Raw genomic sequence first — 24,326 nt, forward strand, 5'->3', positions numbered from 1 at the left:
GGACAAAAAGATTCCATGAACCCCTGACCGAAAATATGTCTCTTTTGATCCTTGGTGTCCCAGTCGAACAGTCCGTGAAGCCTGGCCGAATCTTTGCTTTAAGGCTTCGCGCTGTTCACTGGGACACACGGTTTTCATCAATCCCGAACAGCATGGCATAGTCACAGGATAACAGAAGGACCACCATGCACGCCCTTGATCAAACCCCCTGTCGCCAGGTTAATTTCAATCAATTTTATCAGTCGCACGAATTGCTGGTACGAGCCATCGTCCGGCAGTTCAAGTTTAAGGACGCTGCAGCTGATGACCTGGTGCAGGACATCTTTATCAAGGCCTGGCGGGGACTCGAGCATTTGGATAATCACGCGGCTCTTACCGGCTGGCTCAAGGTGATTGCCCGGAACGAATGCATCAATGAAATTAAAATTCAAAAGAAACACCGGCACCTGGTTTCGGTGGAGTGTGTGATCGAGGAGGTGAACGCCACCCCAAGCCATGCGATTTTTGAAATAACCTTCTTTCAGCTGGAGGAACACTTCCTGGTTTTGAAGGATTTGATTCAAAACCACAAGGACCCCATCCGTCGCCAGATCGCCTGCCTGTTTTATATGGAGCAATGGTCGATCAAAGACATCTGCCAGCACCTGCAAATGAAACAGAATACAGTTCTGTCCCACCTGCGCCGCTTCCGTTTGATCGTGACCAAGGCCATGCATCGATGGATGGCCGAGCATTCCAGCCAGCTTATTTGATCAACAGCATGTGCAGACTTGTACCCACGACGACTTAGTTTTTCTTAATATCAAACGAAGTCCCCCTGGCGCTAATATCTAACATATATGTCGTAATCATATCCACGGATCAAGGGGGGACCGCTATGCGGAGTCTGATCGGGATACTATTGTCGTTCACGCTCGTGGCCTGCGGCAGCGGGGATTTTGGAGGCTCACGCTACGGTCTTGATGAAGCTGAAACCATAGTCCTGCAGAACCCGGGGTTAGCCGGGCCCTATACGGTTCGCTCCTATTTGCCCTCGGGCAGCAACTCGGGCTATAAATCCGTGATTGTCTATTATCCCGAGAACAGCCTCGATGAACAGCTGCCTTCGACCACATTGTCGGGCGGTTTCACCAATACCAAGGAAGATATGTCCTGGCTTGGTCAGCATCTGGCAAGTCATGGATTTATCGTTGCCATCTTCACACCCACCAATCCCTATGCTTTGGACGCCCGGGTGTGGTCGACAGGACACAAGGCCTCTTTGAATATGCTCCTGGCCGAAAGTGACAAATCCACGACTCCAATCTCGGATCGAGTGGATCGTGATCGCATGGGGCTCATGGGCTTTTCTTATGGGGGTGCCGGGGCAGTCCTGGCCGCCAATGATTTGGGGTCCAAGGTGCGATCAGCCGTCACACTCTGCGCCTTTAATCCCAAGACCTCGACCAATCCGATCCCGATGCTTTTCGTCACCGGCACCAAGGATACGGTGGCCTCGCCTAACCGCATCCTCTCGGCTTTCCATAATTTTGACACCACCATGCCCAAGGCCTTTGCCAAGTTTAACAGGGTGGCTCACGGTGATATGACCAATGGCGGCCGTTACCATGAAACCATAGCCCGTTATACGACAGCATGGAGTCAGGTGTTCCTGGCCGATATTCCTGCTTATGATACCTATATCAGCGGGGACGAGGCTGCACAGCAGACGGCTGATCCCAATGTCTTTGCCAAGGTTTCGGATTACATCTACGCGAATTAAGGTCCATTCGCTCCGGTTGCGGGGATCCCGGGTTCCTGTTATAACTCGTGGGAATTCACGCAACCGGAGTTCCTATGACGACTCAGCGCGTCCGCATCAAAACCACACTCCCCATTGATGAAGTGGAAAAGCTCAAGGCCTGGGCCTTGGAGCGACAAACCACAGTGACGGCTGTGATCCGACAACTGATTCGTTACGGTGAATTTATCGAGGGAATTGAAAAAAGCGCGGATCGTCGACTGCTGGTGGAAGAGGCCGATGGCCGTATGTTCGAGATCCGCTGGGTCGATCCCGTTAAGGACGCAGAATAAACTGAGTGGGAATATAGGCCCTTTGCGCGTCTCCTGGACCTTTCCACTTCAGCTCCAAAGCGATGCGATAGCGAGGGCCCTGGAAGTAGGGGAGCCTGACCTCATGGAGTCCGGCTGTAAGAGCCACCACAGCTATTTTCTGTCTCTGCTCATGCTGTTCATCATTGTCGATCACTTCATGACCATCGATCACAAGACGACTGCCGTCATCAGAATTCAATGCGAACTCATAGTCGCCCGTGACAGGCACATTCAATTTAAAGCGAATATCCAACCCAAACCATTCAATCAATCCATCCACGCCCGGGAAACCTTCCTTGAAATCGCGATCGGTAATGTCGAGCTGCTTGAGACAAAGCTTTTTGGTCGCCTTGAGTTGACTGAAGTCGGGTAACCGCCGGATGTCGTTTTCCAAAGTGTAAAGCTCCGCCACCATATGCCGGTCAGGATCTTTTTCGCAGTCTTGAAACAGAGGCTGTGGCTCGGGCTTGGGTTCAGGCCCGGGCATGGTGGTCGAGGTCGGTGGAGGCAAAGGTTGTGGGATGACAGGATCCTGCAGCGGGACGGCAGGCGTGGGCACGGCATCCCCACGTTGAAAATTGGACGGCTGACAGGCCAGGGCCTGTAAGGCGAGGAAGCTGAGAGAGAGAACGGATAAACAGCGCACAACAGAAGCCCTCCTGAAGATAGCTATAGCAGCTTTTCTTCAGGGATTTTTCACAGGATTGCGATCAGGAATATCGGCGCCTGGGAGCTTCAAGAACGCCTGGTTCCGGCAGTTCAGGGAAATCAAAGATGATATTTTCACCGGTCGTGCGGACCGTGCATTCATAGGTAGCGATGGCCTCCAGAAAATTCCGTTCGCTGCCGGGATAAAGATGATCGTGGAGTTCCAGGGCCAGGACGCGTACCTTGGGCAGCCAGGTGTGGCAGCCGGGGCCTTCAAAAACGGCATCTTCGGCGCCTTCGATGTCGATTTTTAGAATATCAATTCGTGGCAATCGATACTGTTCCATGAGGCTTTGGATAGAGATCGCTGGGACCTGTTGCCCGCGACCCTCGGAATGTTCCTGAACGACAAAGGACCATTGACCACTGGCCACGTCTTTGACCTCAAGGAAGCCATCCTCTTTCCATACAGCTGCTTGTATCGCTTTTATATTAGGATAGTGACGGGTATTGCGTTGCAGAGCCTGGAAGTTGCTTTCCTCGGGCTCCAGCGCATAAATAAACGCATGGGGATAGAGTTCGGCAAAGTAGATCGACGAAAAACCGACATACGCCCCGGCATCGATGATCACACGCACATCGGAGCGTCCGACCAGGAGCCGATAATCGCATAGAATAAAAATCTGTTGAAAAACCCACGCATCCGTACTGTCATCACGAATGATCGTGCCGGGGTCGCGTTCCGACCGGTGAATGACGAAGCCGTCTTCGCCTAATAAGAATCGATAGAAGGTCACCAGACCTTGGCCCAGACCAAGACGCCAGATATAGAGCGGCAGCAGAGGCAGCATCAGGAGCCGAAGGGCAGCCTTGTTCAGGGGCCAGCCGGAGCTGAGGCTCCAGCGATCCATGTGTGCCCATAAATTTTGGCTCCAGCGGAGCAGCCCAGGTTTGCGCCAGACGTTGTTTCGTTTCATCACCAGCCCTGTCGAAAATCCAAGCCAACCCAGGCGTGTCGGTCGATCCGGGGCAGGGTTAAGGGCTGTATTCTTACTTTTACCACCCAGGCTGAACAGTTATTGCAGACAGACAGGATGTCTCTGGATTTTTGCCAATACTCTCGAATTATTGGGGGTGACGGGCCTAAAAAAGTCAGTTCCGTTTAAGGTCGAAAAGCTATAGAAGCGACAGGTGAACATATTTTACGCGGAGATGGCCACGTGCTTTATATATTGATGCTGTTTGCGACCCTTACTTTCGGCCCTGTGTTAGGCGCCCAGGCGTTTTCCTTGAACTGCGGATCGGCGAAAGGCTTTCAGAGCCATGGTCGGAGTCTGGATGTGCGGACCCAAGGCCGCTGGGAAGCCCTCGGATTCGGCCATGCACGCCTCAATTACGAACTGAGCTACGGGATCGACTGCACGGGCGCTGGTTCCTGCTGGGCTGCTGCCAGGACATCGGGTGGAGGTGTCATCGCTAATCCCGATTATAAGCCGCAACGTTATCAAAATTATCAGCAGTTTGCGTTGGATACTATGGATCATGTGCAGCAGAGCTTTCTTCTCCTGCCTGAATCGGTCCCGCCCAAAGCCGGATCGTTTCCAGCCTATCTGATGCTCACGTCCGTACATGGTACCTATGGTGCCACTGTTCCCCTTCAATGCCAGGGAGAGCCTGTGAAGACTTTAAGCTCCTCAACCTCAGAAAATGCCTTGTCCGAGATCGCGCGTGCCGATCGCATTATTCAAGTCGATTACAATTTTCCTCACATACGCCTTCAAGCGGACGCCGCAGCTTTGCAGAAACAGATTGAGGCTGGCCCTGACGATCAAGTCTCGGTCTCGCAAGCGACCCAGCTGGCTCTGGCGGTTATATTGGACGACTTCGAGCCGATTGAAGCTCCTTTGAATATTGCAGCTGATGGTTGGGCATCGACGCATGAGCAAAGATTGACGGGTCACCTGACGCGCGAGCAGAAACACGATATTCGGCTTTACCTGCGTGAACAGATGCAGAGCGAGAAGACCACTTTGTCCCTTTATCTTGGGAGCACAGTTCAGGGCCAGATTTATCCACCGGAGCAGGGCGAGAACACACAGGACAATTGGATTTTTGTTCTTAGGGTTCCCACTCTTTCGGATCATTTGTATTGGGTGATCGTGGATCGCAAGGGCAAAGCGGCCCCTTATCTCTACGGTTTCAATTGATCAGGCTTCCGACGAGACCGGTTCTGGTGTTTCAGCCGTTGGGGCTTCGAGATTTTGCATGCGATAACCAACACCGGGTTCGGTAATGATGAGTTTGGGTTTGTTGGCATCGGTTTCGAGCTTCTGCCTGAGATGGCCAATGTAAACCCGAAGATACTGGATGTGCTCCACGGATTTCGGGCCCCAGACTTCAGTCAGGATTTGATTATGCGTCAGCACTTTGCCCCGGTGCTTGATCAAACACTTAAGTAACTCATATTCCGTTACGGTCAGGCGGATTTCCTTGCCTTCCAATGTTACTTTCCTGGTCGCAAGGTCCACCACCAGTCCACCTGAACTATAGACAGGCGTAGCCAGGCCCACTTGATGACTGCGCATGGCTAAGCGCAATCGCGCCAACAGCTCACCGAGCATAAAAGGTTTACGAATATAGTCATGCGCGCCTGAGTCCAGTGCATTCACGATGCTTTCCTCATCATCGCGAACAGAAAGAATAATGATGGGCCCCTGATACCATTCACGCAGTTGATGCAGAACCCGGATGCCATCCATATCGGGTAAACCCAGGTCCAGTATGATTCCATCCGGACTTTGCTGGATAGCGAGCTGAATGCCTTCCTCGCCGGTGCGAGCCTCGAGAACATCATAGCCGTGCGGTGCCAGAGCCAATCGTATGAATCGGCGGATCTGGTTTTCATCGTCGATGACAAGGAGGTGCTGCTTCTTGCTTTGATTCATAAACACTCCGATAAAAGTCATCCGTTGGTAAGAGGGAGCGCCTGCTGATGACACGGTAAGGTGACGGTAAAAATAGCTCCTCCTTCGGGATGGTTTCCGGCTTCAATGGTTCCACCCTGGGCCTCAATAAATCCCTGGGCTATCGACAAACCCAAGCCCAAACCACCTGGATTTTGTGGTGAGCCACGGTAAAACTTTTCGAAGACCTTGGCTGGCTCCGATAAACCGGGGCCGTGGTCCCGAATGGAAATATAGGCACAATCACCTGAGGCGCGTACAGAAATTTCAATATTTGTATTTTTTGGCGTATAAACGCAGGCATTATGGACGATATTGGACAGGGCCTGATCCACCAGCACAGGATCCACCCAGATTTCCGGCAAATCCTTCTGAAATTCCAGTTGGATCACTTCGGGATGACCTTCCCATTCCAGTCTCTGGACTACGACAGCAAGCAGGTCGCGCACATCGCAGAACTCCCGCCGAGGTTTGAGCATCCCTGAGTCAATACGGGACATATCAAGCAGATTCTCCACCACACTTCGCAGCCGTTGCGAGGCGGTCAATATTTCAGCAGCAAGGCTCTGGACAAGATTCTGATCCCGACTGGTGGCTTCGTCCATAAGCGCGCTGGATGAACCTGTGATCGCGACAAGGGGAGTCTTGAGCTCATGGGAGACCGAGTTTAAAAGTGTCTTATAGAGCAGCTGCGTGCGTTCCATGATCTCAACGGCACGGGAGCTCGTCTGGAAGTTTTCGCGCTCAATAGCCACCGCAATTTGATGTGCCGAAGTAGCGGCTAATCTCTGCCTGTCCTCGCTTTTTTCCAGAATCGCGGCATTGCCAATGAGAAGAATGCCAACCAACCCATCCCGGCCTATCAAGGGCAGGTAAACCCGGCCGCTTCGGGTTTTATACATCTTGAATTCACGTGGCGAGGTTGCGTCACCCAGGGTTTTGAGAAGATCCTGACATTCTTCCTCGCTTGGTTGAATGTGCCCGGAGGCATCCCAGTCCAAATGAGGCTGGCGCCCCGGTTCTTTGAAACTCAGGAAAGCCAGCGCCACCCTTTGATCGAATAGGTCACTCATCGAGTCGCACGAGATCCTGGCCACATCGTCCCGTGATTGCGCCTGCGCCAGTTCCCGGGCCAGGGTATAAAGAAGCTGCGTCGCCTGTTCGCGCAAGTGCAGGGCATTGGCCTGGTTTTTGAGTTGATTCACAAGTCCGCCGATACTCACAGCCGCAATAAACAGGGCAATGACAGTCGGCAGGTCCTTGGGTTCATCCGGAGGAAAGAGCCAGTAGTAATAAATAAGAATCAAAAGCGAGGCGAGACTGAAGATTGTGATGCGTGCAAAGAAGAGTCCTGATACCGCGATCGCGATCATAAAAAAGATGCCGACTGCAACATGACCAATAAACGGTTCAATCAGCGTGCCGAGCAAAAACACGGATGTAAGGATGGGAATAGAGATCTTCAGTTCGTGCCAGGTGATGAGTCGCCGTTTCTGGCTGGAGGGTGGGATCAACACGGGCATGAAAAAAGAGCCTCATAAGGCGGAAATAGCAAGAGCCTGTCAAATAATGCCATCGAGGATGACAATACCTGACAGGCTCTACAAAGTCTAAACTTTAAGGAGCGGGAGCTGGGGCTGGAGCCGCTTCGCCGCCAACGGGCGTCGAGACTGGATCCGTCGTAATCGCAAAGTCGATGACTTCATTCTTACGAACGATATCGATCAGCTTCACAACCATTTCATAAGGAGTCTTGGCATCAGCGCTGATATTCGCTGCCAGATTCACTCCTGGTTTCTTTTCGCGCTCCGCACGAATCCTAGGACCTACCTCATCGAAACCAACCTGCTTGTCATCCATCCAAAGTTTGCCTTCGCGATCGATGGCAAAGCTCAGGGTTTTTTCATCAGGTTTTTGAGTCTGAGCTGAATCCGCTTCAGGCAGTTTCAGTTCAATAGCCTTGTTTGCGATAAAGGTAGCTGTCACCATGAAAATGATGAGCAGCACAAGCATGATGTCAACCAAGGGTGTTACGTTAATACCCGAGATCTCTTCATCACTGTTATCCAATGCTCCGCCAGCCATGTTGTTTTCCTTTCAGGCTTACTTATTGCCTTTGGGGTTGCTGAAGCCTTCGCCCAGACCGGCTACCAGGGTGCTAACCATGGCTTGAGCGTCTGTTGCGATAACTTTAATCTGACGTTGGAAGTAGTTGAATGCAATAACGGCTGGGATAGCCACCAACAGACCGATTGCAGTTGCAACAAGAGCTTCCGAAATACCCGCCATGACAACCGTTGCACCGCCCGCTGGGTTGGTACCGAGATCGTGGAAGGCTTTGATAATACCGAGTACGGTACCGAACAAACCGATGAAGGGTGCGTTGTTACCCAAGGTTGCCAGAACCACGAGTCCGCGGTCCAAAACCTTGCGCTGACGCAAAAGATAAGCCGTGGTCGACTCCTGGATCGAGCCCAAGCCACCGTCACGGTGGTTCAAACCTTCCAAAGCGACTTTAGCCTCAAGGCTGTTTGGGTAGTTGCTCACAAGTTCGGATGCGCCTGTATAATCGCGATTCCGGACGCGAGCGTAAAAATCTTCGATAACTTCCTGCCTCAGGCGACCCTGACGCATAAAAAACCAGAAACGTTCCACCGCAATAGCAATAGAAACGACACTGAGAATGATGAGGAGCCATAGCACCCACTCAGTTCCCAATAGGGTCATCTGGAGAAGTTCTTCGACGATGTTGAATTGTTTGTCCATTGCACTACCTTTCTGCCAAAGAGGCTCTATCGTACTCGCAACAAAAGTCGCCGTTCGTGATGAAATAAGAAATCAGACCCACTTAACTATCTGATTCTCTGTATTTCGACAAATGAAAAGGTTCGCCGTAAAAACGAACCATGCCACCTTGAATTAGTCGGTGAGTGTGAATTCAATCAGGATCGTATGACCCACCACCTTGACAGCCTGACCATTTACCATCCGTGGCGCGTACTTCCACTTGCGCAGGGCTTTACGCGCTTCCTGTTCGAAGATCGAACGGTTCTCGGCTTCAATCACCGTGATGTTTTCCGGACGGCCTTCTTCATTGATGTCGACGCGGAACTTGATGAAGCCTTCGATACCTTTCAGGGCTGCCTCTTTTGGCATAGGCGGCTTGACCTGCTCGATTGGCTCCCAGTTCGTGTTCACTCCGGGATCGCTGTCGCCCGAGGTGGTACTGACGCCCACACCAACTACGCCTCCAGTTGGGTCATCCCCAAAACTCTGCGGCATGTCATTGGCTACAACTGGTTGGGCTGGCTCTTCCTTCGCAATATCCTTTTTGGCGATATTGCGGGAATTAGGCTTAGGCTTGGGTTTAGGCTTGGCAATTTCGACCGCTTTGGTCTTGGTCGCGTTAGGATTTCCATGCGGGTTCGCGAGGATACGAACTTTGGCCACTTTAGGCTTCTCGGGCGCTACATACGTCGGCGCCGAATCCCCAAACCGCATCACAAGGACTGACGCAATATGCAAGGCTACAGAACCGAGCACGGCCAGCCAAGGGGCGTGGTTATCGACGTTTCGAGCAATGCCCTCGATCTTCATGGCGCTCCCAGGCGTTGTTGTCGTTGAGGCGGTAACGATTTCCATGTCAGCCCATTTTCCTTGTTTTGTGTCGTATCCAGCGTTGAGCTTACTTAATCATTTAGACAAATCCCAAACTGCCCTATGAAAAGCAAATAAAAAAAGACATAAAAAAAATGATCAAAATAATAAAAAACTCATAAAAAGCATGCTCCAGGGCTTGTCTAAGGCCCCGTAAACGTTTAGGACCTGAGGTATGTACACCAAAAAAATAAACCAGCTGGCCAACAACTTGTATACGCGTTTCCTGACTGAGCAGCCTCTCTCATGGAATTCAATGGATCAGCTATTATGGATGAGGCAGGACCAGCTCAGGTTGACAAGTGTAGTTTCAGGATTGCCTGTCACAACTGATAACACATTGGGCATACTTTCGCTGCTTTTTTGGGCTCTGAGCATTGTCATATCCCCCAAGTACATCCAGGAAGTCATCACGTCCGCAATCTGGTTGAGTCCGCAGTCGAGGGTCTGAAAATTCCCAACCCCCGCGCTTTGAACCCTACGTTGTTCCTCTCGCAGATTTTGTACTGGGCTTGGTCTTTTTGGCATTCGATCCCAAGCGCTTTATGCAGATATTAGACATTTCGGTCGAAAGTCCATTCATCTCGCCTGGTTTTTCGTTGTGCTTCCCAGCCTAACGCTGACCTATTTCGGTCGGCTAGGGCATTTACTTAAGTCGTCTCAGATGTCGGGTAATGTTTTTATTGGCTTAGCCCAAAATGGGCCGCGATGGTGCCGGCATTTCTCGCGACCATGACTGCGATTTTTTGCAACATGGCCCCCATCGCACCAAACTATCCAATTGGGTTATGTGTCAGGGCAGAGGATCAGACCCACGCTTCGCTCATGGTGTTAACCACCATCTTAATCTATTATGTGGCCTCGTTTTCGCGGATCTGGTGAGAATAAAATCAGCGTCCATTATCGACGGATGGCAAGGGCGTTGATGAGCGGCGGAAAATAATGATCCAGCGCCTCGAGCGGTTGCCAATGGTCTTCGAATAAATCAGCGAGCATAAATCCTGCGCGCATCAGCCCACCCAACTGATCAGTCAGGCTGTGACCGAACTCCATGGGGACTTCAGGATAAACGAATCGTTTGAAATCCTCGGAATCAAGGCACTTCTCATCCGAATACGGAACGGGATACTTAAGTTCGAATATTCCAGCTTGAGCTTTGATAAAATCGAAACTCCAAGCTAACGGATTGATGAAGGCATAAAGGAGGCGCCCGCCAGGCACCAGGAGCCGTGCGCAATGTTGCCAGACAGGATCCAGTTGCTCAAAAAAGCAATTGGCGAGAGGGAGGATAATGCAATCGAAACTCGCATCCTGTAAAAAATCGAGGTCGTCCGCTGAGCAGCGGTGCATATCCAGTGAAAGGTGCCAGCGTTGAGCGATGGTGGCATCACGGATGAGCTGTTCCTCGGAAATATCGACCAAGGTGACCCGTGCTCCAGCAGCAGCCAAAAGAGGAGCCTGGCGGCCTCCACCGGCAGCCAGAGCCAGACAGCGGCTCCCGTGAAGCGGACCGAGCCAGGACTTTGGAACGGGTTGGGTCGGGCTCAGATGCAATCGAATTTGACCGCTCCGGGCCGCTTCCATCTCAAGATCGCTGACGCTTTCTGACCATTGAATGCCAAAGCGGGCCTGCGTATTCCAGGCCTTTCTGTTATGTTCTTGAATATTTAACATGGCAGCTATCCCTAAAATGAATATGACGTGAAACCTGCAATCAGGTGACGCTCCATTATCGGCAAGAGGTAACCGCTGCAAGCTATCATGGGAAAAGCGGATCGGAAAATACCTAAAGTTGCCAGGCCTGGCGCAGGACGAAACCTCAGGCGGCATGAAGGATAGTCGAATCATATCCAGGGAGTGCCATGACCGCAACGGTCCATGGGCCTTCCCGCCGATAGACGAGTTGACCCCCGACAGCGCGGATCAAAGCCGACGACAGAGCCAGCCCCATGCCGCGTCCGGGACGATCCAATTTCGTGGTATAGAACGGTTCGGCGAATTTTTGTAAATCGGCGACGATGACGTCATCACCATTATCCCAGACTTCAATTTGAACGAACTCAGCCACCCGCAGCACTCTTAATTTTATGATGCCGTCCGCTTTGCTGCCCAGGGCCTCTACCGCATTTTCCAGGACTGTATAAAGGATGTTTTGCAAGTCTTCGGCGGACAAGCGGATCTTAAGTCCGTCCCCACGATCCAAATCAAATGTCAATTTAGGATTGAGGTCCCGAACGCGCAGCTGCACATCCTGAATAGCTTTTTCCAGCGGTGCTACACCGCCCTTTTTATTACGGTCGTTGTTGACCTGGTTCAAACTCCAAATCACAAACTGAATGCGTTTAGCCGCCATTTGAATGCGCGGATTGATGCGTGCCAGATCTTTTTTATTAAATTCATGACGTTCCAAAAGTTCAAGATAACCCAGGAGTATGGTCAAGGGATTGTTGATCTCATGGGCAATGCCACCGGCCACGCGATTGATGGAGAGCTGCTTTTCCTTGTCCGCAACTTCATGCTCCTGCTCCTTGATACGGGCCTGTTGACCAATTTTCATCCGGTCAAACATGAATGATAAACCAAACGCGCAGGTGATCTCGAGGATGCGATCCGTGTAAAGCGACGTTCGACTCGGGTGCATATTGGGAATGGTATAAGGAAAGAAATGGTGCCAGGCGCCTGATCCCACCGCGATATAGAAGCTCAAGAAGAGGAGGAAGTAGGGGAGAGCAAAGCGTGGCCCAAGCAGAAACGAGGCCGCTACGAGAATGGTAACAACATGATGGTAAGCTCCTGACACATCGCCCTGATGGGAACTGATCAACATGGTGAGGAGCAAGAAGGTCATGAGATTCACAATCACAAGACTGGCTTTATAGACCTGCCGGTCGTGGCGAACTCGAAAGTACGAAATGAAACAGACGACCCACATAAGGACTTGCAGGAGAAAGATGTGGTCGAAGCGTGAGCGCACAAATACGGTGACGTAAAGTGGAAAGAGAATGCCGAGCACAGCACTGCCCAGCATCATTTTCAAGAGCAGAAGCTGATGAAATGTGTTTGGGTTCCTGTTGTCCCAGGCTTTGCGGCTGATTTGTAAAAGCGATCGAGGCGTCACAGTATCCTCCGATTATTTCTTCGGGAAAACCGCGAAAATTCTGAATTTCCTGGGACCCATGCGCGGTTGGTGCAAACTTCGCTTAAGGGAAAATTACCTGGAGTAAAGCGAGGTTAGCCAGGGACGTCATGTGTAAAAATTTTGGCCAGAAGCGGTAAATCGAACAGATTCATCAGGGCTAAATCGATGAAACTTCAAGCCATTTGTCCTGGTGCGGTTCGTGTATGTGTTTCCCGATCTTGGATGATCTGGTTCTTAAAAGGAGCGGACAACACGTGGAAAAAGCCTTCGCTAAAAAGAAAGTTTTCTTGAAGCCCGTTAAGGGTGCTGAGTATCCTCGATATTATTCACGTCTGGTGTTCAATCTGTTCCGCCGACAGCGGTTGTCCGTATCGAGCAGTGGCTATCCTTTTGCCGCCGCATTTGCTTTTCCGGAATCACTGAAGTCTCGTTGGGACCAGCTGTTCCTGGTGAACCCGCGCTGTCCCAAGCCTCTCCAAATGATTTACAATCGCCTTTCGCGTGATTATCTCTTTGAAGCCTTGGGCAAGATGCAGCTCAATTTTGCTAACATCATGCAGCTTGGCATTGATGTGGAACTCAGCCAGCCTTTTACTGGTTTTGTGCCTTCGCAGGACTACCATTATGCGAGTTCACTGAAAGAAGTGCTTCATTTGAACCATGATCGGGCTCTCCTCAAGTTCAGCTCCATCATCAGTGACGAGCAGGGCGAGGCCATCGTGGTGCAGAGAGACACGATGATCCTCAATAATTTGAAGAAGTCAGAGATTGAGCGCCTGGACAAGTCCGCTGAAGTACAAGGTGAGACGTCCGACCAATACCGTGGCCTGTCGAAGCAGGAACCTGAGATAACGCTCGACGCAGCGGACTGGAGTGGCCGCTATTTCCTGTCGAGCGATACGGGGATGCGTTACGGTGTGGTGTCTGGAGATTTGAATCCGTTGCATACCGCGAAAATCTTCTCGAAACTTTTGGGTCATCGCGGCTCATTCGTTCAGGGCGCGTTTACCGCCAACCTCGTTTTGAAGTTTCTAATGAATGATATGCAGCTGCCCATCAAAAGTATGTCAGTGATTTTCACTCGCCCCGCTTATGCCGGGCAGATGATCACGTTTGTTGTGAAAGGGAACCGTTTCGAGCTGCATTGCCAGCGGCACAAGCTTTTGGCAAAAGGATATTTCACAGTGTTTCCATAAAGCAACAGACGGAGCATAAAAAGCCTTTCGATGTTGAACCGAAAAATCTTTTCCATTTTCGTAACCAATACCGACAGATGAAGAACACGACTTGCATCGTGAGGAGAGAATGCATTACAAGGAAAGTCGTTTAACCCGCGGATGAGGTTACTTGATGAAACGACTGTCGCTCCTAACCCTCACAATGATGCTGGTCCTTGGCTGCCAACGCTCTGACGCGAATCCGGTGGATGCTGCTGCGCAGCCTAATGCCCCAGGACATGAATCGTCCGACTTCACGCGTTTGACAGCTTGCTATGATGCTGATGAGTGGACGTGCGCAGTGGAAACTGAGATTGTGCGGTTGACAAATGTGAAGCGGGCTACGAGCAAGCTGGTAAAATTGGATCAGGTCTTTGAATCATCTTATATTGCGCGCGGGCATTCGAAGTCCATGACACCCGACAACATTAGCCATAATGGTTTTGACCAACGTTTTGAAACCTTGCAAAAAGAACTTCCAGAAGTTTGGCGTGGTAGGGCAGGGGAAAATGTAGCCTATTTCTCAAGTCGTTCGGAAGACCCTGAGGCTGTGGCTGCCGAATTAGTCAAAATGTGGTGGAACAGCAAAGGTCATAGAGACAACATGATGAACAAAGATTACGTTTATATCGGTGTAGGCATCACTCGGAATTCAGACAATCTCGTCTTCGCAACACAAATGTTTCACTGATATTTAGCTTTCTAAAACTACGCGAATCCCTTAAGTCTTCCTCATTATGAAACCGAAAAAGGTTAGTAATGAGGATTTTTTTTGGGTTAAGTAGGATCACCCAGAAAGCAGGACGGAGCCGCAAGGTCCTTGCGAAAGAACCTGTAGAGACATGTAGAACAGTAGCGACAACAATAAGAATATGTTACGACCCTATCGGTACCTGAGAGCCAGAGTTTCGTGATAGGGTCGGTCGTGTATGCCAGTCAGCTCCTTCCTCCTCACGAGACTTTCACTCAGGCTTTATCAGGTCTTTAATAAAAATTTACCAAAGGACCATATGGTTCGAGGGATTTTTATACTCAAGACGCAGGAGTCATGATGAAGGTCAATCGTCTCCCAGTCACAGAGTCTGTGCCATCCGAAGTTTCGCTGGAATTGCACCTGGCTCACGTTACGCCGGGGCGTTCGCGTTTTCAGCTGGATGTTCTTTATAGAAATGATGAAGCCTGCGAAGCCGTCGAAGGACGCCTTCGGATGGAAAGCTTTATTCATGCTGTCAAAGCCCGATCGCAAACGGGTTCTCTGGTGATTGAATATAATCGGAATTACGTGCTGGACGTGGGAATGCTTCGTACTGGCATTCTCGAGGCGCTCGAAAATCCACAACTGTATGCCTTCAAAGAACTTGCTGCACGGACCACGGCTCAGGCTCTGCTGGAGCAGGATCTGCAGAGCGTCTATTGCAGTCAGACATCGGCCAGTCTGCTTAAAGAACTGCGCGTGGATGAAACCAAAGGTTTGGCTACGACTGAAGTGAAGGAACGTCGTCAGCTCTATGGCAACAATGCCATGGAGGTGGCTAAGCCCACCAGTCATTGGGAGCTCTTCAGCCGCCAGTTCGGCAATTCACAAACCATGCTCCTGGCCGGATCAGCAGGACTTTCCCTGCTCACAGGCGGTTTGTTCGATGTGGCCATGATCAGCGGTGTCATCCTGATGAACGGATACATCGGCTACATTTCCGAAGCCCGAGCCGATGAGGTGATCAGCTCCATTGGTCATATCGATCCTCAGGAAGTGCGGGTCCTTCGCGACGGGATTATGTCCACGATCCTGGATCACCAGCTGGTCGTTGGTGATATTGTCAACATTTCCCATGGTGTGGTCCCTGCCGATATTCGTCTGATCCAATCCAAAGGACTTATGGTCGATGAATCACCCCTTACCGGTGAATCGATGCCAGTCGCCAAACATCATGCACCGATCGATCGGGCTCTGCTGCAGACCATTTCGGATCGCCGTAACCTGCTCTTTCGCGGCACGATTGTGACGTCGGGTCAGGGCCTGGGTGTTGTGATCGGAACAGGTGAGAATACTGAAATTGGTCGCGTGCGACGGCTGGTGGCCACGGCTGAAATCCGCGAATCCCCTTTACATAAAGATTTGGAAGATATCGGCCGGCAAACCGTAACAATTTCAGGAGCAATTTGTGGCGGCGTATTTTTGATTGGTTTGCTCCGCGGCCAACCGTTTACGAGCATGCTGCAGACCAGTATATCTCTAGCCGTGGCGGCGGTACCCGAGGGTTTGCCGACCATTGGGACCACGACCATGGCCCTGGGTGTGGCGAACTTGAAAAAGCGAAATATCCTGGTACGGCGTCTGAATGTGCTCGAAACACTGGGATCGATCGAAGTCCTGTGTCTGGACAAAACCGGAACCCTGACCATGAATGAAATGATCGCGGAGGAAGGTTATTACGGGCAAGAATACTGGCATCGTTCCCATTTCGAGGCTCTTAAGAAGAAAAAGAGCAAGGAGAGTCCCGCCGCCATTCCACCTTCGCGAAAATGGAGTTTGATCGCGGCTCTCTGCACCGATTGTGAGCGCATCAAGAATCCGGATGGGCCTGGATATGTCTGGAGCGGATCGTCGACCGAGAAAGCCATTGTTGAGCTGGCTGAAATGATGGGAATGGATGTGGTTTCCATTCAAACAGAACTGCCGCGTTTTAAAGTCAGCTATCGAACGGAGTCGCGGCAGTACATGGTTACCTACCACAACGTCAAAGATCAGGACCGCAACCTGGCGGCAGTCAAAGGCAACCCGGAACAGCTCCTGGATATGTGCACCAAGGTCCTGGACCAGGGTGTGCTGAGGGATTTGACGGATGAATGGCGGCAACGGCTGCGGGATCAGAATTCAGGTCTTGCGCGCAAGGGCCTGCGGGTCCTTGGCTTTGCTTATACGGAAGGGCAGGGCATGCGGTCCATTCAGGATCAGCCTTTGATCTGGCTCGGCGCCGTGGGCCTTATGGATCCGCCGCGCGAGGGCATGGGCGAGTTGATCGAAAAATTTCATCGAGCCGGCATCACGACCATTATGATGACCGGGGACCAGGCCGAAACCGCCAAGGCTGTAGGCAAGGCGCTCGGGTTTCATGGTAACGGTGAGAAGCTGAAATCATTTGATGCTCGTGACCTGAAGGATCTGAGCCTGGATGAGATTGCAGACCTGGCCGGCGAGGTTCAGGTCTTCTCACGCGTGAGCCCCACGGATAAGCTTCGCATCGTTCAAGCCCTGCAACAGCGTGGCCGCATCGTGGCCATGACCGGCGACGGGATCAACGACAGTCCAGCCTTGAAAGCTGCGCACGTCGGCATAGCCATGGGTTATCAGGGAACGTCCGCAGCCCGTGAATCCGCGGATATCGTGCTCCGCGATGATAACCTGGATGTGCTTTATTATGCTATCGAACAGGGCCGGTCGGTGCGGACCAACCTGCGCAAATCCATTCACTATCTGCTCGGGACCAACTTAAGTGAAATTATGGTTATGTTTCTATCCATCGCAGCCGGACGCGGTTCACCGCTGAACTCCATTCAACTGCTTTGGATCAATATGCTGACCGATGTGTTGCCTGGTCTGGCTTTGGCGTTGGATCCACCAGCTCCCGATATTATGGAGCAACCACCGGCTGATCCATCGCAACCCTTGCTGTCAAGTTCGGCAAAATGGGAGCTTCTGGTTGAGGCAGGGTTGATGAGTGCGGGGTCGCTCCTGGCTTTTCACCCGAATCCGCAAAAGCCAGAGGGCTGCACAACGTCGGCCTTTGTCAGTCTCACGACCAGCCAGATCCTGCATACGCTGTCCGCATCAGCGGATCGCGCTGGTCTGATTCGAGGAAAATTTCCGCGTAACAAAAGGATCTATGGAGCCATGGGTGTTGCTGGCGCCACCATTGCAACGGGAGTCATATCACCTTGGTTTCGTAACTTTTTAGGCATAGAACCCTTGAGCCCAGCCCGTCTCAGTCGAAGTCTGGCTCACGGGGTATGGCCAATCATGGCTTTGGAACTTATGAAACTACGGCGGCACTGATCCCAGTCGCCGCCCCTAAATTCACAATGAGAGGACGATCAATCATGTTTAATCTTTCCAAATTTAGCACAGGCTTTGTCTTAGGCTTTGGCGCGGGCTTTATATCCCGGGACCTTTTAGCCAATGGTTCAAGTGTCATGAAGCCTGTGATGAAGGGCTTTATGAAAGCGGGTGTCACGGTCATGGAAAAAACCCGCGAATCCGTGGTTGAGTTTACCGAAACGCTGGAAGATCTGCTGGCTGAAGTGCGGTCCGAGCATTTTGCCAACCAGGCTCCCAAACGTTCCCCCGTTAAACGTTCCACAACCACGGCCACTGCGGAATCCCCCAAGCACGTGAAAACAACAGCCACCAGCAAATCCTAAAAGGAGCTGCCATGACACTTTCAGCTTCTGTCAAACATCGTGCTCCCGGTCGTATGCGGCTGCAGGTTACCGACGAGGATTTTAATCAGGTCCGTCTGCAGGATGCCGTGCAGGCTTTACGCCGCTCGCCCAATCTGCGGCGCGTGCATGGCAATCCGGTCACCCGTACCATTCTTCTGGAGGCTGAGACCGACTCGGAGTTGCAATCAGCCTTGGATGAGGTGGAGGAGGCCCAGGTCATCCATCTGAAGCCGATTATTGAGCCTGTTAAGCCCGAATCCCTGCATGAGAGCTGGAACCGCATGATGTCCCAGGCCGATCGCTTCCTCGGCGATGTGTCAGACGGACGTGTGGATATGCGAACGGCCGTTGTTATAGGGCTCGGGGTTCTCGGCCTCGGCCAGATGACAAGGGGCAAGTTTCTGCCGGCAGGCATGACTTTGCTTATGTATGCAGCAGGCCTTATGGATCAGAGTTCAGACCCGAAGAGGAAAAAGTAGTCACAAGACGCCGCTGGTAAATTCCATCAGCGGTCGCACTTTTTTCGTTTCAAGATTGCATCCCACTCGCCTATACTGGAACAAAATACAACCCAGTGAGGACAGATTTGGACTGCTTCATCCATCAGACGCATGGTCGGATGCGCGTGCGCATTGCCTCCCTCAAAGGAAATCTTCCATTCTGTCGTACTTTAGTACGTGATCTTTCGGCTTTACCCGGTGTGCAACGGGTGGCGGCCAGTGAAGTGAGCGGCAGCGTTGTGGTGTATTACAATCCAACAGTTGTGCCGTCTTCAAGTATTTTGCGCGTGTTCCAGCGTCGTAAATTGCTGGCCAACGTTATTGCATTTCCGAATGCTTCAGCTCGACCGCTTCCTGTTGCTCTATCGCGAAAGCCGCAGGTCGATGATTGGGTCAACGAAACCGTAAGTTTTGCGTCGCGTACGATTATGAAGACCTTATTGGAAGCGGCTCTGCAGAAAACCGGCCGCATCCTTTTGAAAAAAATCCTTCCCTGAACCTCATCCATTCTGTGCTAGTTTCCTGAAGTGAACTTTTTCAGGACAGGATGGATATGTTGAAATACCTGCGTGCGTTCGTTTTGGTCGGTGCTGTCAGTCAAGCGAGTTGCGCCGGACGGCTGGCCGAATGGGCTGTGGACCTAGAACGCTGGCGAAGCAATCTCGAGGAAAAGCGGACCAGGGTCGGCGAGTTTGAAGTGGCTTACCTGGAGGGTGGTCATGGTCCCCATGCTTTGCTCATCCACGGTTTCGGCGGTGACAAGGAGCATTGGACTCGCTTCGCCCGCCAATTGACCGATCGTTATCATGTGATCGCTGTTGATCTGCCTGGATTCGGCGAGAGCAGTCGCCTTGAAGGCCTATCCTACGGTCCCAAGGAACAGGCGGATCGGATCGAGCTTTTCCGTATGGCTCTCGGTTTGGAAAAAATGCATGTCGTCGGCAATTCGATGGGCGGTATGGTCGCAGGCGTTTACACCGACCAGTATCAGGACCGGGTTCTCAGCCTGACTCTGATCGACTCCGGCGGTATTCGTAGCCCGGAACCCAGTGAGTTAAGTCGGGAGTTGGCTCAGGGGCGTAACCCTCTGGTGGTCGAAACCCGTGAGGACATGGATAAGCTTCTCGCGTTCAACTTTTATAAGCAGCCCTTCATACCCGGTCTTGTCGTCACCAAACTTTATGAAGCCAGTGTTCCCCATCGTGAATGGAACCGCCGCGTTTTCAAGGAAATCCATGGCAAAGGCACCGTCGTGGAGGAGGCCCTGCCGCGGATTCGCGTGCCGATCCTGGTGATGTGGGGGGACAAGGATCGGGTGATTCACGTATCCGCAACCCAAACAGTTCAAAAGATCAAGCCCGAGGCGGAAATCAAGATCCTGAAGGACTGTGGACATGCACCCATGATTGAGCGGGTGGATGAGTCGTCTCAGATCTTTATGGATTTTGTGGATCGACGCTTTCCCGCACCGCAGTAAACCATCCCCAAGCTAGACACAAGAAAAAGGAGTGGCAGAAGCCACTCCTTAGAGATTTCAAGATTCCAAGCCGATTAGAAGCGGCTGATCAGAATATTCAGGGTCGTAGAGAAAGCGGACAGGTTGTCCGGATCGGTACTCGCCATCTCCATAATCTGACCGTCCAACATCTTCTCGCTGGAGAATTTCGCGAGACCGCTCAGCAGCAACTTGGCCTGAACTGTGTCACGATCTTCAGTTGTCGGTGCCGTACCTGCAGCAGCAACTTCGTTTTTCATGTAGGTGCGCAACTGAGCCTTCTGTGCCGGCTGAAGTTTACTGAGACCCTGGGTCTTCAGGTAATCCGTTGCAGCCTTGTAAAGGCGCTCGTCAGTAGCAAGAACCGCATCAACAGGAGCCAGCGATAACTTCAGCGCAGCGATAGTCGCCTCTGCGTTTTCTGGTTTGTTCGTGGCCATGTAAGTCTTGAACGCGGCGTTGAGCTGACTGATCAGAACAAACTTACGAATGATTGCTTGCGCAATGCCGCCGTCTGCGTAGAGGACTTCGTTCCTGGTGTTGGTCGTATACCAGATCGAAGCTTCTCCAGCGCCTGGTCCTTGTTCAAACACCGAGAGAGATCTCTCTTTCTTCGGCTGCATCGTGCTGGCAAAGCCGTACGACTCGGACAGCGGGTCCAGACCTTGCTGATACAGGTTGAAGAGGTAGTTCGACAGGACGCCAACGGATTCCTGATAATGTTGGAGGGTCTTGTCCTTCAGGAGATTTGCGTCATGCAATTCACCCTTGGTACCCACCAGCAGTTTTTCCCAGGCATCGTTGTAAAGTTGCTCAGCAAACCATGGGTAATCAAGGAAGTTGGTTTGACCAGCGCCGCCATCAATAGCCACACGGAGAGAGCTGACACGACTTGTCAAAGTAGCAATCATGGCTGTCTTCAGCTGCGCCGTACCGGATGAGTAGCGAGGATCCAGGTCAGAACCGAAAGTTGCAAAGGCAGCCTGCTTCCACTTGTCAGCCGCTGCAGCTGGATCCAGATCCAACTCGAGACCAAAGAGTTCAGTACCGCGGTCAACGAATTTCATCGTCGCAAAATTCGCAGCGTATTCCTTCTCAGCTTCTTGCACGATCTGCTCGGAATACTGAAAGGCTTCAGCGCAACTTTGAACGGTGCGCTGGCTATTTTCAAAAATGCGCTGACGGAGAGGAGCGAACTCCAGAACGTCCTCAGGCTTGCCTTCTGCATTCACAACCACGCAAACGCGGCTTGGCAGATCCATCACTTCGCGGCCAAATTTGAAGATTTCGTTCACTGCAGCATAATAAGCTTTTAGGTTTTCGTCTTTAGCGACCAAAGCTTCCAAAGCTGCTTTCTTCTCTTCAGTCGTGGTGCCGGCCAGCTTTTCGAAGTAGACGCCTGCTTTATTGCGAACGAGGAAGCGGAAATAATCCTGAATTTGTTTGAAGTGTTCGAGGTACGTCAGCGAGCGAACTGCACCGCTGAAGCCTTTATTATTGTAACGATAACCGTTCTGAATCAAGTCGGCGTGAACTTGGGAAATAGCCCACTTCACGTACTTGTCAGGAGTTGCACCCACATCCCAGCGCGAACACATAGGATCGTAAGTCGGGAGGTTGGTGGTGCCGTTGACTTCGTAGTCCGTACACATCTTGTAGGTTTTCAGTGTCTTGCCTTGCTTTTCAGCGGCTTTGAACATGCTCATATTGCGCGGAATTTCGATGAACTGACCGTCTTTGGTTTCCACTTTGCGGCCGTAGAGGTAGCGAATCGCCGCAACATCGTAGGGACCAGCTTTGCTGAAGAGGTCGAAGTCGCGATCAGGGTAATCCATAACCGTCGATGCAGGGTAGGCCAGGGTGCCGTCTTCGTTTTTCGCCTGGTTGCCTGGAACGTCGCTCGAACCCGAGAAGTTGTGGCCCAGACCAAGGTTGTGGCCTACTTCATGGATCAAGGTCGAAGTCAGAAGGTCACGCATGAGGGGCTGGGCGCATTCGAGGATAGCTTCCTCTTCACCGCCGACGTTCAACACGGACGCGTCCGCGGTGTGTTCAGCTTTCAAGCGAGCCAGGTATTCAGAAAACTTGGTGTTACCGCTGGCGCAGACGCGCTTGATTTTTTCCCAGCTGTTGGCCACGGAAGCGACATTGCCGTAATCACATTTGGGACCGTTAGCTGTAAAGAGCGATTGCTTCTCTTTCTTGGCTTTGGCAGCTGCCTGGGTCTCTTTGTAATCATCGATGGCATCCAGCAAAGTTCTGGAACCCAGGACGTTAGCTTTGTTGTCGACGCCGACTTCGGCAGCAAACATGCCCGATAGGTCAACGTAATCGACGAGGCGGGACACGGGGCCCAGGTCAGGTGTCAGGGTATTGACAAGGCCGCCGCTCAGAACGAATCCATCGGTGCTGGCGAACGAAGGAATTTCTTCCAATTTCTTGTCTTCATAAAGACCAAGTTCGTTACGGACGAAGTTACGAATGCTCGTGATCAGACCTTCGCGGTAAGAGCGGAGGTAGATGTGGGTCGCAGCCGAGAACGTTTCACCGGTACGGGTATCCTGAACGGATGGGCCAAAACCGAGGAGACGGCCGGAGTCAATCTCGTAACCGTAGAGAACGATGGTGTTGTAACGAACGTCACCAAGCTCCACGCGCTCGTCGTCCAAGCGTACGCGAATGCCTGTGCCGGCAGCCTGGAACGCGTCGTCCCAAGCCTGGACAGCAATTTTGGTTGCGTCCAGGAATTCAGGATCGGTCGGGCTGTTCTTGCTGAGGTGATACACGATCTCGTTGTTTTCTGGGAAGAAACGGCTAGCATAGATCAGACGGTCGATGTCTGGATCCTGGCTTTGCAGGGCACCATGGATAACGGTACGGCGCTGGGTGAAGATGTGGAACATCTTCGCGTCGTCAGAGAACAAAGTCTGGCCATCAATCTTGCGATTGGATTTGGCGAGCGAGTACTTATAGGTGTTACCGCTCGACGATTCGTAGATCGTGAAGGATACGTAGTCTTCGCTGATTTCAAGCTTTTCCAGCTTGTTATCAAGGGTAAAGGCTTTGTCGAGGCGGTCAGCATTGTTGAAGTCAACAAGTGCGTACTGACGCTCTTTCCAGAAGCGAGCAGAACCTTCCTTGTCGCCCAACATGTTTTCTTTCAAACGTGCATCGGCACCAGCAGTTTCGGTTTTGAAGTCAACCCACTGGACTGGAATTTCCAGAGCTGTGATAGTTTTTGTTGGATCGAGAATTTCCTGTTCTTTGGCGATGTTGAGGTCGACACCGAGAAGAGAGTTATTCGTACGGGCAAACTTGATTTTCAAGGCTGATGCTGTCGAACCCAGGATTTCTCCCGATGCGATAGAGCGGCCCACCAAAGTTTTGGTGTAGAACCATTCATCAGTCGAATTGAAGAATTCAGCCGACACAAGGTCTGGCTTGGCTGGGGCTTCGAAGTACTTAACCTGGCCTGGGTTCACTTTAAAGTGACTGGATTGCGCCAGGAAATCGCGTTTGAAAGTGTTCAGCTGACGCGTGGGCTTGCCGCGCTCATCTTTCACTTGTTCAACAGTGAACAGGGAAATGGGGAGACCCATCAAAGGAACTTCGTACTGGCCATTGCCAGCGTCGGTAGCAAAGGTTAGTTCCTGGCTCGGGATGTCAGCTTTATTGGCTACTTTGGAAAGGATAACGAAGTAGTCGGTAAAGCTGTACTTGAACGTGTATTCGAAATTTTCGCGACCATAGAAGTTAAAGTCGGAAATGTCGATGCCGGCGAATAAGCCGTCTTCGATCTTGAATTCCACGGCATCAAGATTGTTGATCTTGTCAAAGCCGTTCAAGGTCAAGAGTTCATCAGCACGCGATGTTTGACCTTTGAATCGTTTTTCGCCGGTTTTGAGTTTAAATGTTTCCCCTTCGAATTGTTTAACTTCGTAGAGGTTGTCCCCTGATCCTTGAGTGAATCGCAGACCGCGCTTTTTTTCGCACGCGGTCTGGCCAAGGCCGATCACGAGACCACCGGCTATCGCCAGCGTCTGGATCGCTCCAAATGTTCCCCTAAACATCGTCATAAGCAGTTCCTTTCCAATCAGTGAGGCAAGCCGCCTCAAGATGATTCACCCTCGAGTTTTAAAACTTATAAGTCGCAGCCAGTTCGTACATAGTCGC

22 protein-coding genes are annotated in these 24,326 nt (G+C 51.6%); 12 read left to right on the forward strand and 10 right to left on the reverse strand.

The window, feature by feature from the left end; all coding sequences use genetic code 11:
• Positions 1-185: 185 nt before the first annotated feature.
• The 3 genes from VE954_RS06265 (at position 186) to VE954_RS06275 (ending at position 2,073) form a co-directional block, all read left to right on the forward strand.
• The gene (locus tag VE954_RS06265) at positions 186-752 is read left to right on the forward strand and encodes a sigma-70 family RNA polymerase sigma factor (RefSeq protein WP_324950773.1); all 567 of its coding nucleotides are present in this window, start codon (positions 186-188) and stop codon (positions 750-752) included.
• 125 nt (positions 753-877) lie between these two features.
• Positions 878-1,762, forward strand: coding sequence for a hypothetical protein (locus tag VE954_RS06270; protein WP_324950775.1), 885 nt, complete (start codon positions 878-880; stop codon positions 1,760-1,762).
• 74 nt (positions 1,763-1,836) lie between these two features.
• Positions 1,837-2,073, forward strand: coding sequence for a hypothetical protein (locus VE954_RS06275; protein WP_324950777.1), 237 nt, complete (start codon positions 1,837-1,839; stop codon positions 2,071-2,073).
• On the opposite strand, the gene VE954_RS06280 is transcribed toward VE954_RS06275, so the two are convergent.
• A complete protein-coding gene (locus tag VE954_RS06280; protein WP_324950779.1) occupies positions 2,057-2,740 on the reverse strand; it encodes a PA14 domain-containing protein in 684 nt (227 codons plus the stop codon). The two genes, VE954_RS06275 and VE954_RS06280, sit on opposite strands and share 17 nt — an antisense overlap.
• Positions 2,741-2,804: 64 nt before the next feature.
• Positions 2,805-3,653, reverse strand: a complete 849-nt coding sequence (locus VE954_RS06285) for an FkbM family methyltransferase (protein WP_324950781.1) — start codon at positions 3,651-3,653, stop codon at positions 2,805-2,807.
• Positions 3,654-3,962: 309 nt separating this feature from the next.
• Between VE954_RS06285 and VE954_RS06290 the strand changes: the two genes are divergently transcribed.
• On the forward strand, positions 3,963-4,949 hold the full coding sequence (locus VE954_RS06290) for a hypothetical protein (RefSeq protein WP_324950783.1): 987 nt from the start codon (positions 3,963-3,965) through the stop codon (positions 4,947-4,949).
• Here VE954_RS06290 and VE954_RS06295 read toward each other — a convergent pair whose 3' ends face one another.
• From VE954_RS06295 to VE954_RS06315, 5 genes are all read right to left on the reverse strand, one after another.
• On the reverse strand, positions 4,950-5,687 hold the full coding sequence (locus tag VE954_RS06295; RefSeq protein WP_324950785.1) for a response regulator: 738 nt from the start codon (positions 5,685-5,687) through the stop codon (positions 4,950-4,952).
• A gap of 17 nt (positions 5,688-5,704) precedes the next feature.
• The gene (locus tag VE954_RS06300; protein WP_324950787.1) at positions 5,705-7,228 is read right to left on the reverse strand and encodes a GAF domain-containing sensor histidine kinase; all 1,524 of its coding nucleotides are present in this window, start codon (positions 7,226-7,228) and stop codon (positions 5,705-5,707) included.
• Positions 7,229-7,322: 94 nt separating this feature from the next.
• Complete coding sequence (locus tag VE954_RS06305; protein ID WP_324950789.1) at positions 7,323-7,790, reverse strand: biopolymer transporter ExbD; 468 nt, start codon at positions 7,788-7,790, stop codon at positions 7,323-7,325.
• 18 nt (positions 7,791-7,808) lie between these two features.
• The gene (locus tag VE954_RS06310) at positions 7,809-8,471 is read right to left on the reverse strand and encodes a MotA/TolQ/ExbB proton channel family protein (RefSeq protein WP_324950791.1); all 663 of its coding nucleotides are present in this window, start codon (positions 8,469-8,471) and stop codon (positions 7,809-7,811) included.
• Positions 8,472-8,624: 153 nt separating this feature from the next.
• On the reverse strand, positions 8,625-9,347 hold the full coding sequence (locus tag VE954_RS06315) for an energy transducer TonB (protein ID WP_324950793.1): 723 nt from the start codon (positions 9,345-9,347) through the stop codon (positions 8,625-8,627).
• A 541-nt stretch (positions 9,348-9,888) separates the two neighbouring features.
• On the opposite strand from VE954_RS06315, the gene VE954_RS43730 reads away from it, so the two are divergent.
• Entirely contained in the window at positions 9,889-10,098 is a 210-nt protein-coding gene (locus VE954_RS43730; protein ID WP_414698975.1) for a KUP/HAK/KT family potassium transporter, read from the forward strand.
• A gap of 164 nt (positions 10,099-10,262) precedes the next feature.
• Here the strand turns inward: VE954_RS43730 and VE954_RS06320 are convergent, their stop codons facing one another.
• Entirely contained in the window at positions 10,263-11,036 is a 774-nt protein-coding gene (locus VE954_RS06320) for a class I SAM-dependent methyltransferase (RefSeq protein ID WP_324950795.1), read from the reverse strand.
• Positions 11,037-11,181: 145 nt separating this feature from the next.
• Positions 11,182-12,480 carry a HAMP domain-containing sensor histidine kinase gene (locus tag VE954_RS06325; protein ID WP_324950797.1) on the reverse strand — a complete coding sequence of 433 codons (1,299 nt, stop codon included), beginning with the start codon at positions 12,478-12,480 and terminating at the stop codon, positions 11,182-11,184.
• Between the two features lie 275 nt (positions 12,481-12,755).
• Between VE954_RS06325 and VE954_RS06330 the strand changes: the two genes are divergently transcribed.
• From VE954_RS06330 to VE954_RS06360, 7 genes are all read left to right on the forward strand, one after another.
• On the forward strand, positions 12,756-13,697 hold the full coding sequence (locus tag VE954_RS06330; protein WP_324950799.1) for a MaoC/PaaZ C-terminal domain-containing protein: 942 nt from the start codon (positions 12,756-12,758) through the stop codon (positions 13,695-13,697).
• A 154-nt stretch (positions 13,698-13,851) separates the two neighbouring features.
• A complete protein-coding gene (locus VE954_RS06335; protein WP_324950801.1) occupies positions 13,852-14,409 on the forward strand; it encodes a CAP domain-containing protein in 558 nt (185 codons plus the stop codon).
• Positions 14,410-14,766: 357 nt separating this feature from the next.
• Positions 14,767-17,772 carry an HAD-IC family P-type ATPase gene (locus VE954_RS06340; protein WP_324950803.1) on the forward strand — a complete coding sequence of 1,002 codons (3,006 nt, stop codon included), beginning with the start codon at positions 14,767-14,769 and terminating at the stop codon, positions 17,770-17,772.
• Between the two features lie 44 nt (positions 17,773-17,816).
• A complete protein-coding gene (locus tag VE954_RS06345) occupies positions 17,817-18,137 on the forward strand; it encodes a DUF5132 domain-containing protein (RefSeq protein WP_324950805.1) in 321 nt (106 codons plus the stop codon).
• Positions 18,138-18,148: 11 nt separating this feature from the next.
• Positions 18,149-18,637 (forward strand): HMA2 domain-containing protein, encoded by a 489-nt coding sequence (locus tag VE954_RS06350; protein ID WP_324950807.1) that lies wholly within the window; start codon positions 18,149-18,151, stop codon positions 18,635-18,637.
• A 107-nt stretch (positions 18,638-18,744) separates the two neighbouring features.
• Positions 18,745-19,155 (forward strand): HMA2 domain-containing protein, encoded by a 411-nt coding sequence (locus VE954_RS06355; protein ID WP_324950809.1) that lies wholly within the window; start codon positions 18,745-18,747, stop codon positions 19,153-19,155.
• A 56-nt stretch (positions 19,156-19,211) separates the two neighbouring features.
• The gene (locus VE954_RS06360) at positions 19,212-20,135 is read left to right on the forward strand and encodes an alpha/beta hydrolase (RefSeq protein ID WP_324950811.1); all 924 of its coding nucleotides are present in this window, start codon (positions 19,212-19,214) and stop codon (positions 20,133-20,135) included.
• A gap of 74 nt (positions 20,136-20,209) precedes the next feature.
• Here VE954_RS06360 and VE954_RS06365 read toward each other — a convergent pair whose 3' ends face one another.
• Positions 20,210-24,229, reverse strand: coding sequence for a zinc-dependent metalloprotease (locus VE954_RS06365; RefSeq protein WP_324950813.1), 4,020 nt, complete (start codon positions 24,227-24,229; stop codon positions 20,210-20,212).
• Positions 24,230-24,326: the final 97 nt, after the last annotated feature.

This window comes from Oligoflexus sp. (genome assembly GCF_035638955.1).
Taxonomy (GTDB): Bacteria; Bdellovibrionota_B; Oligoflexia; order Oligoflexales; family Oligoflexaceae; genus Oligoflexus.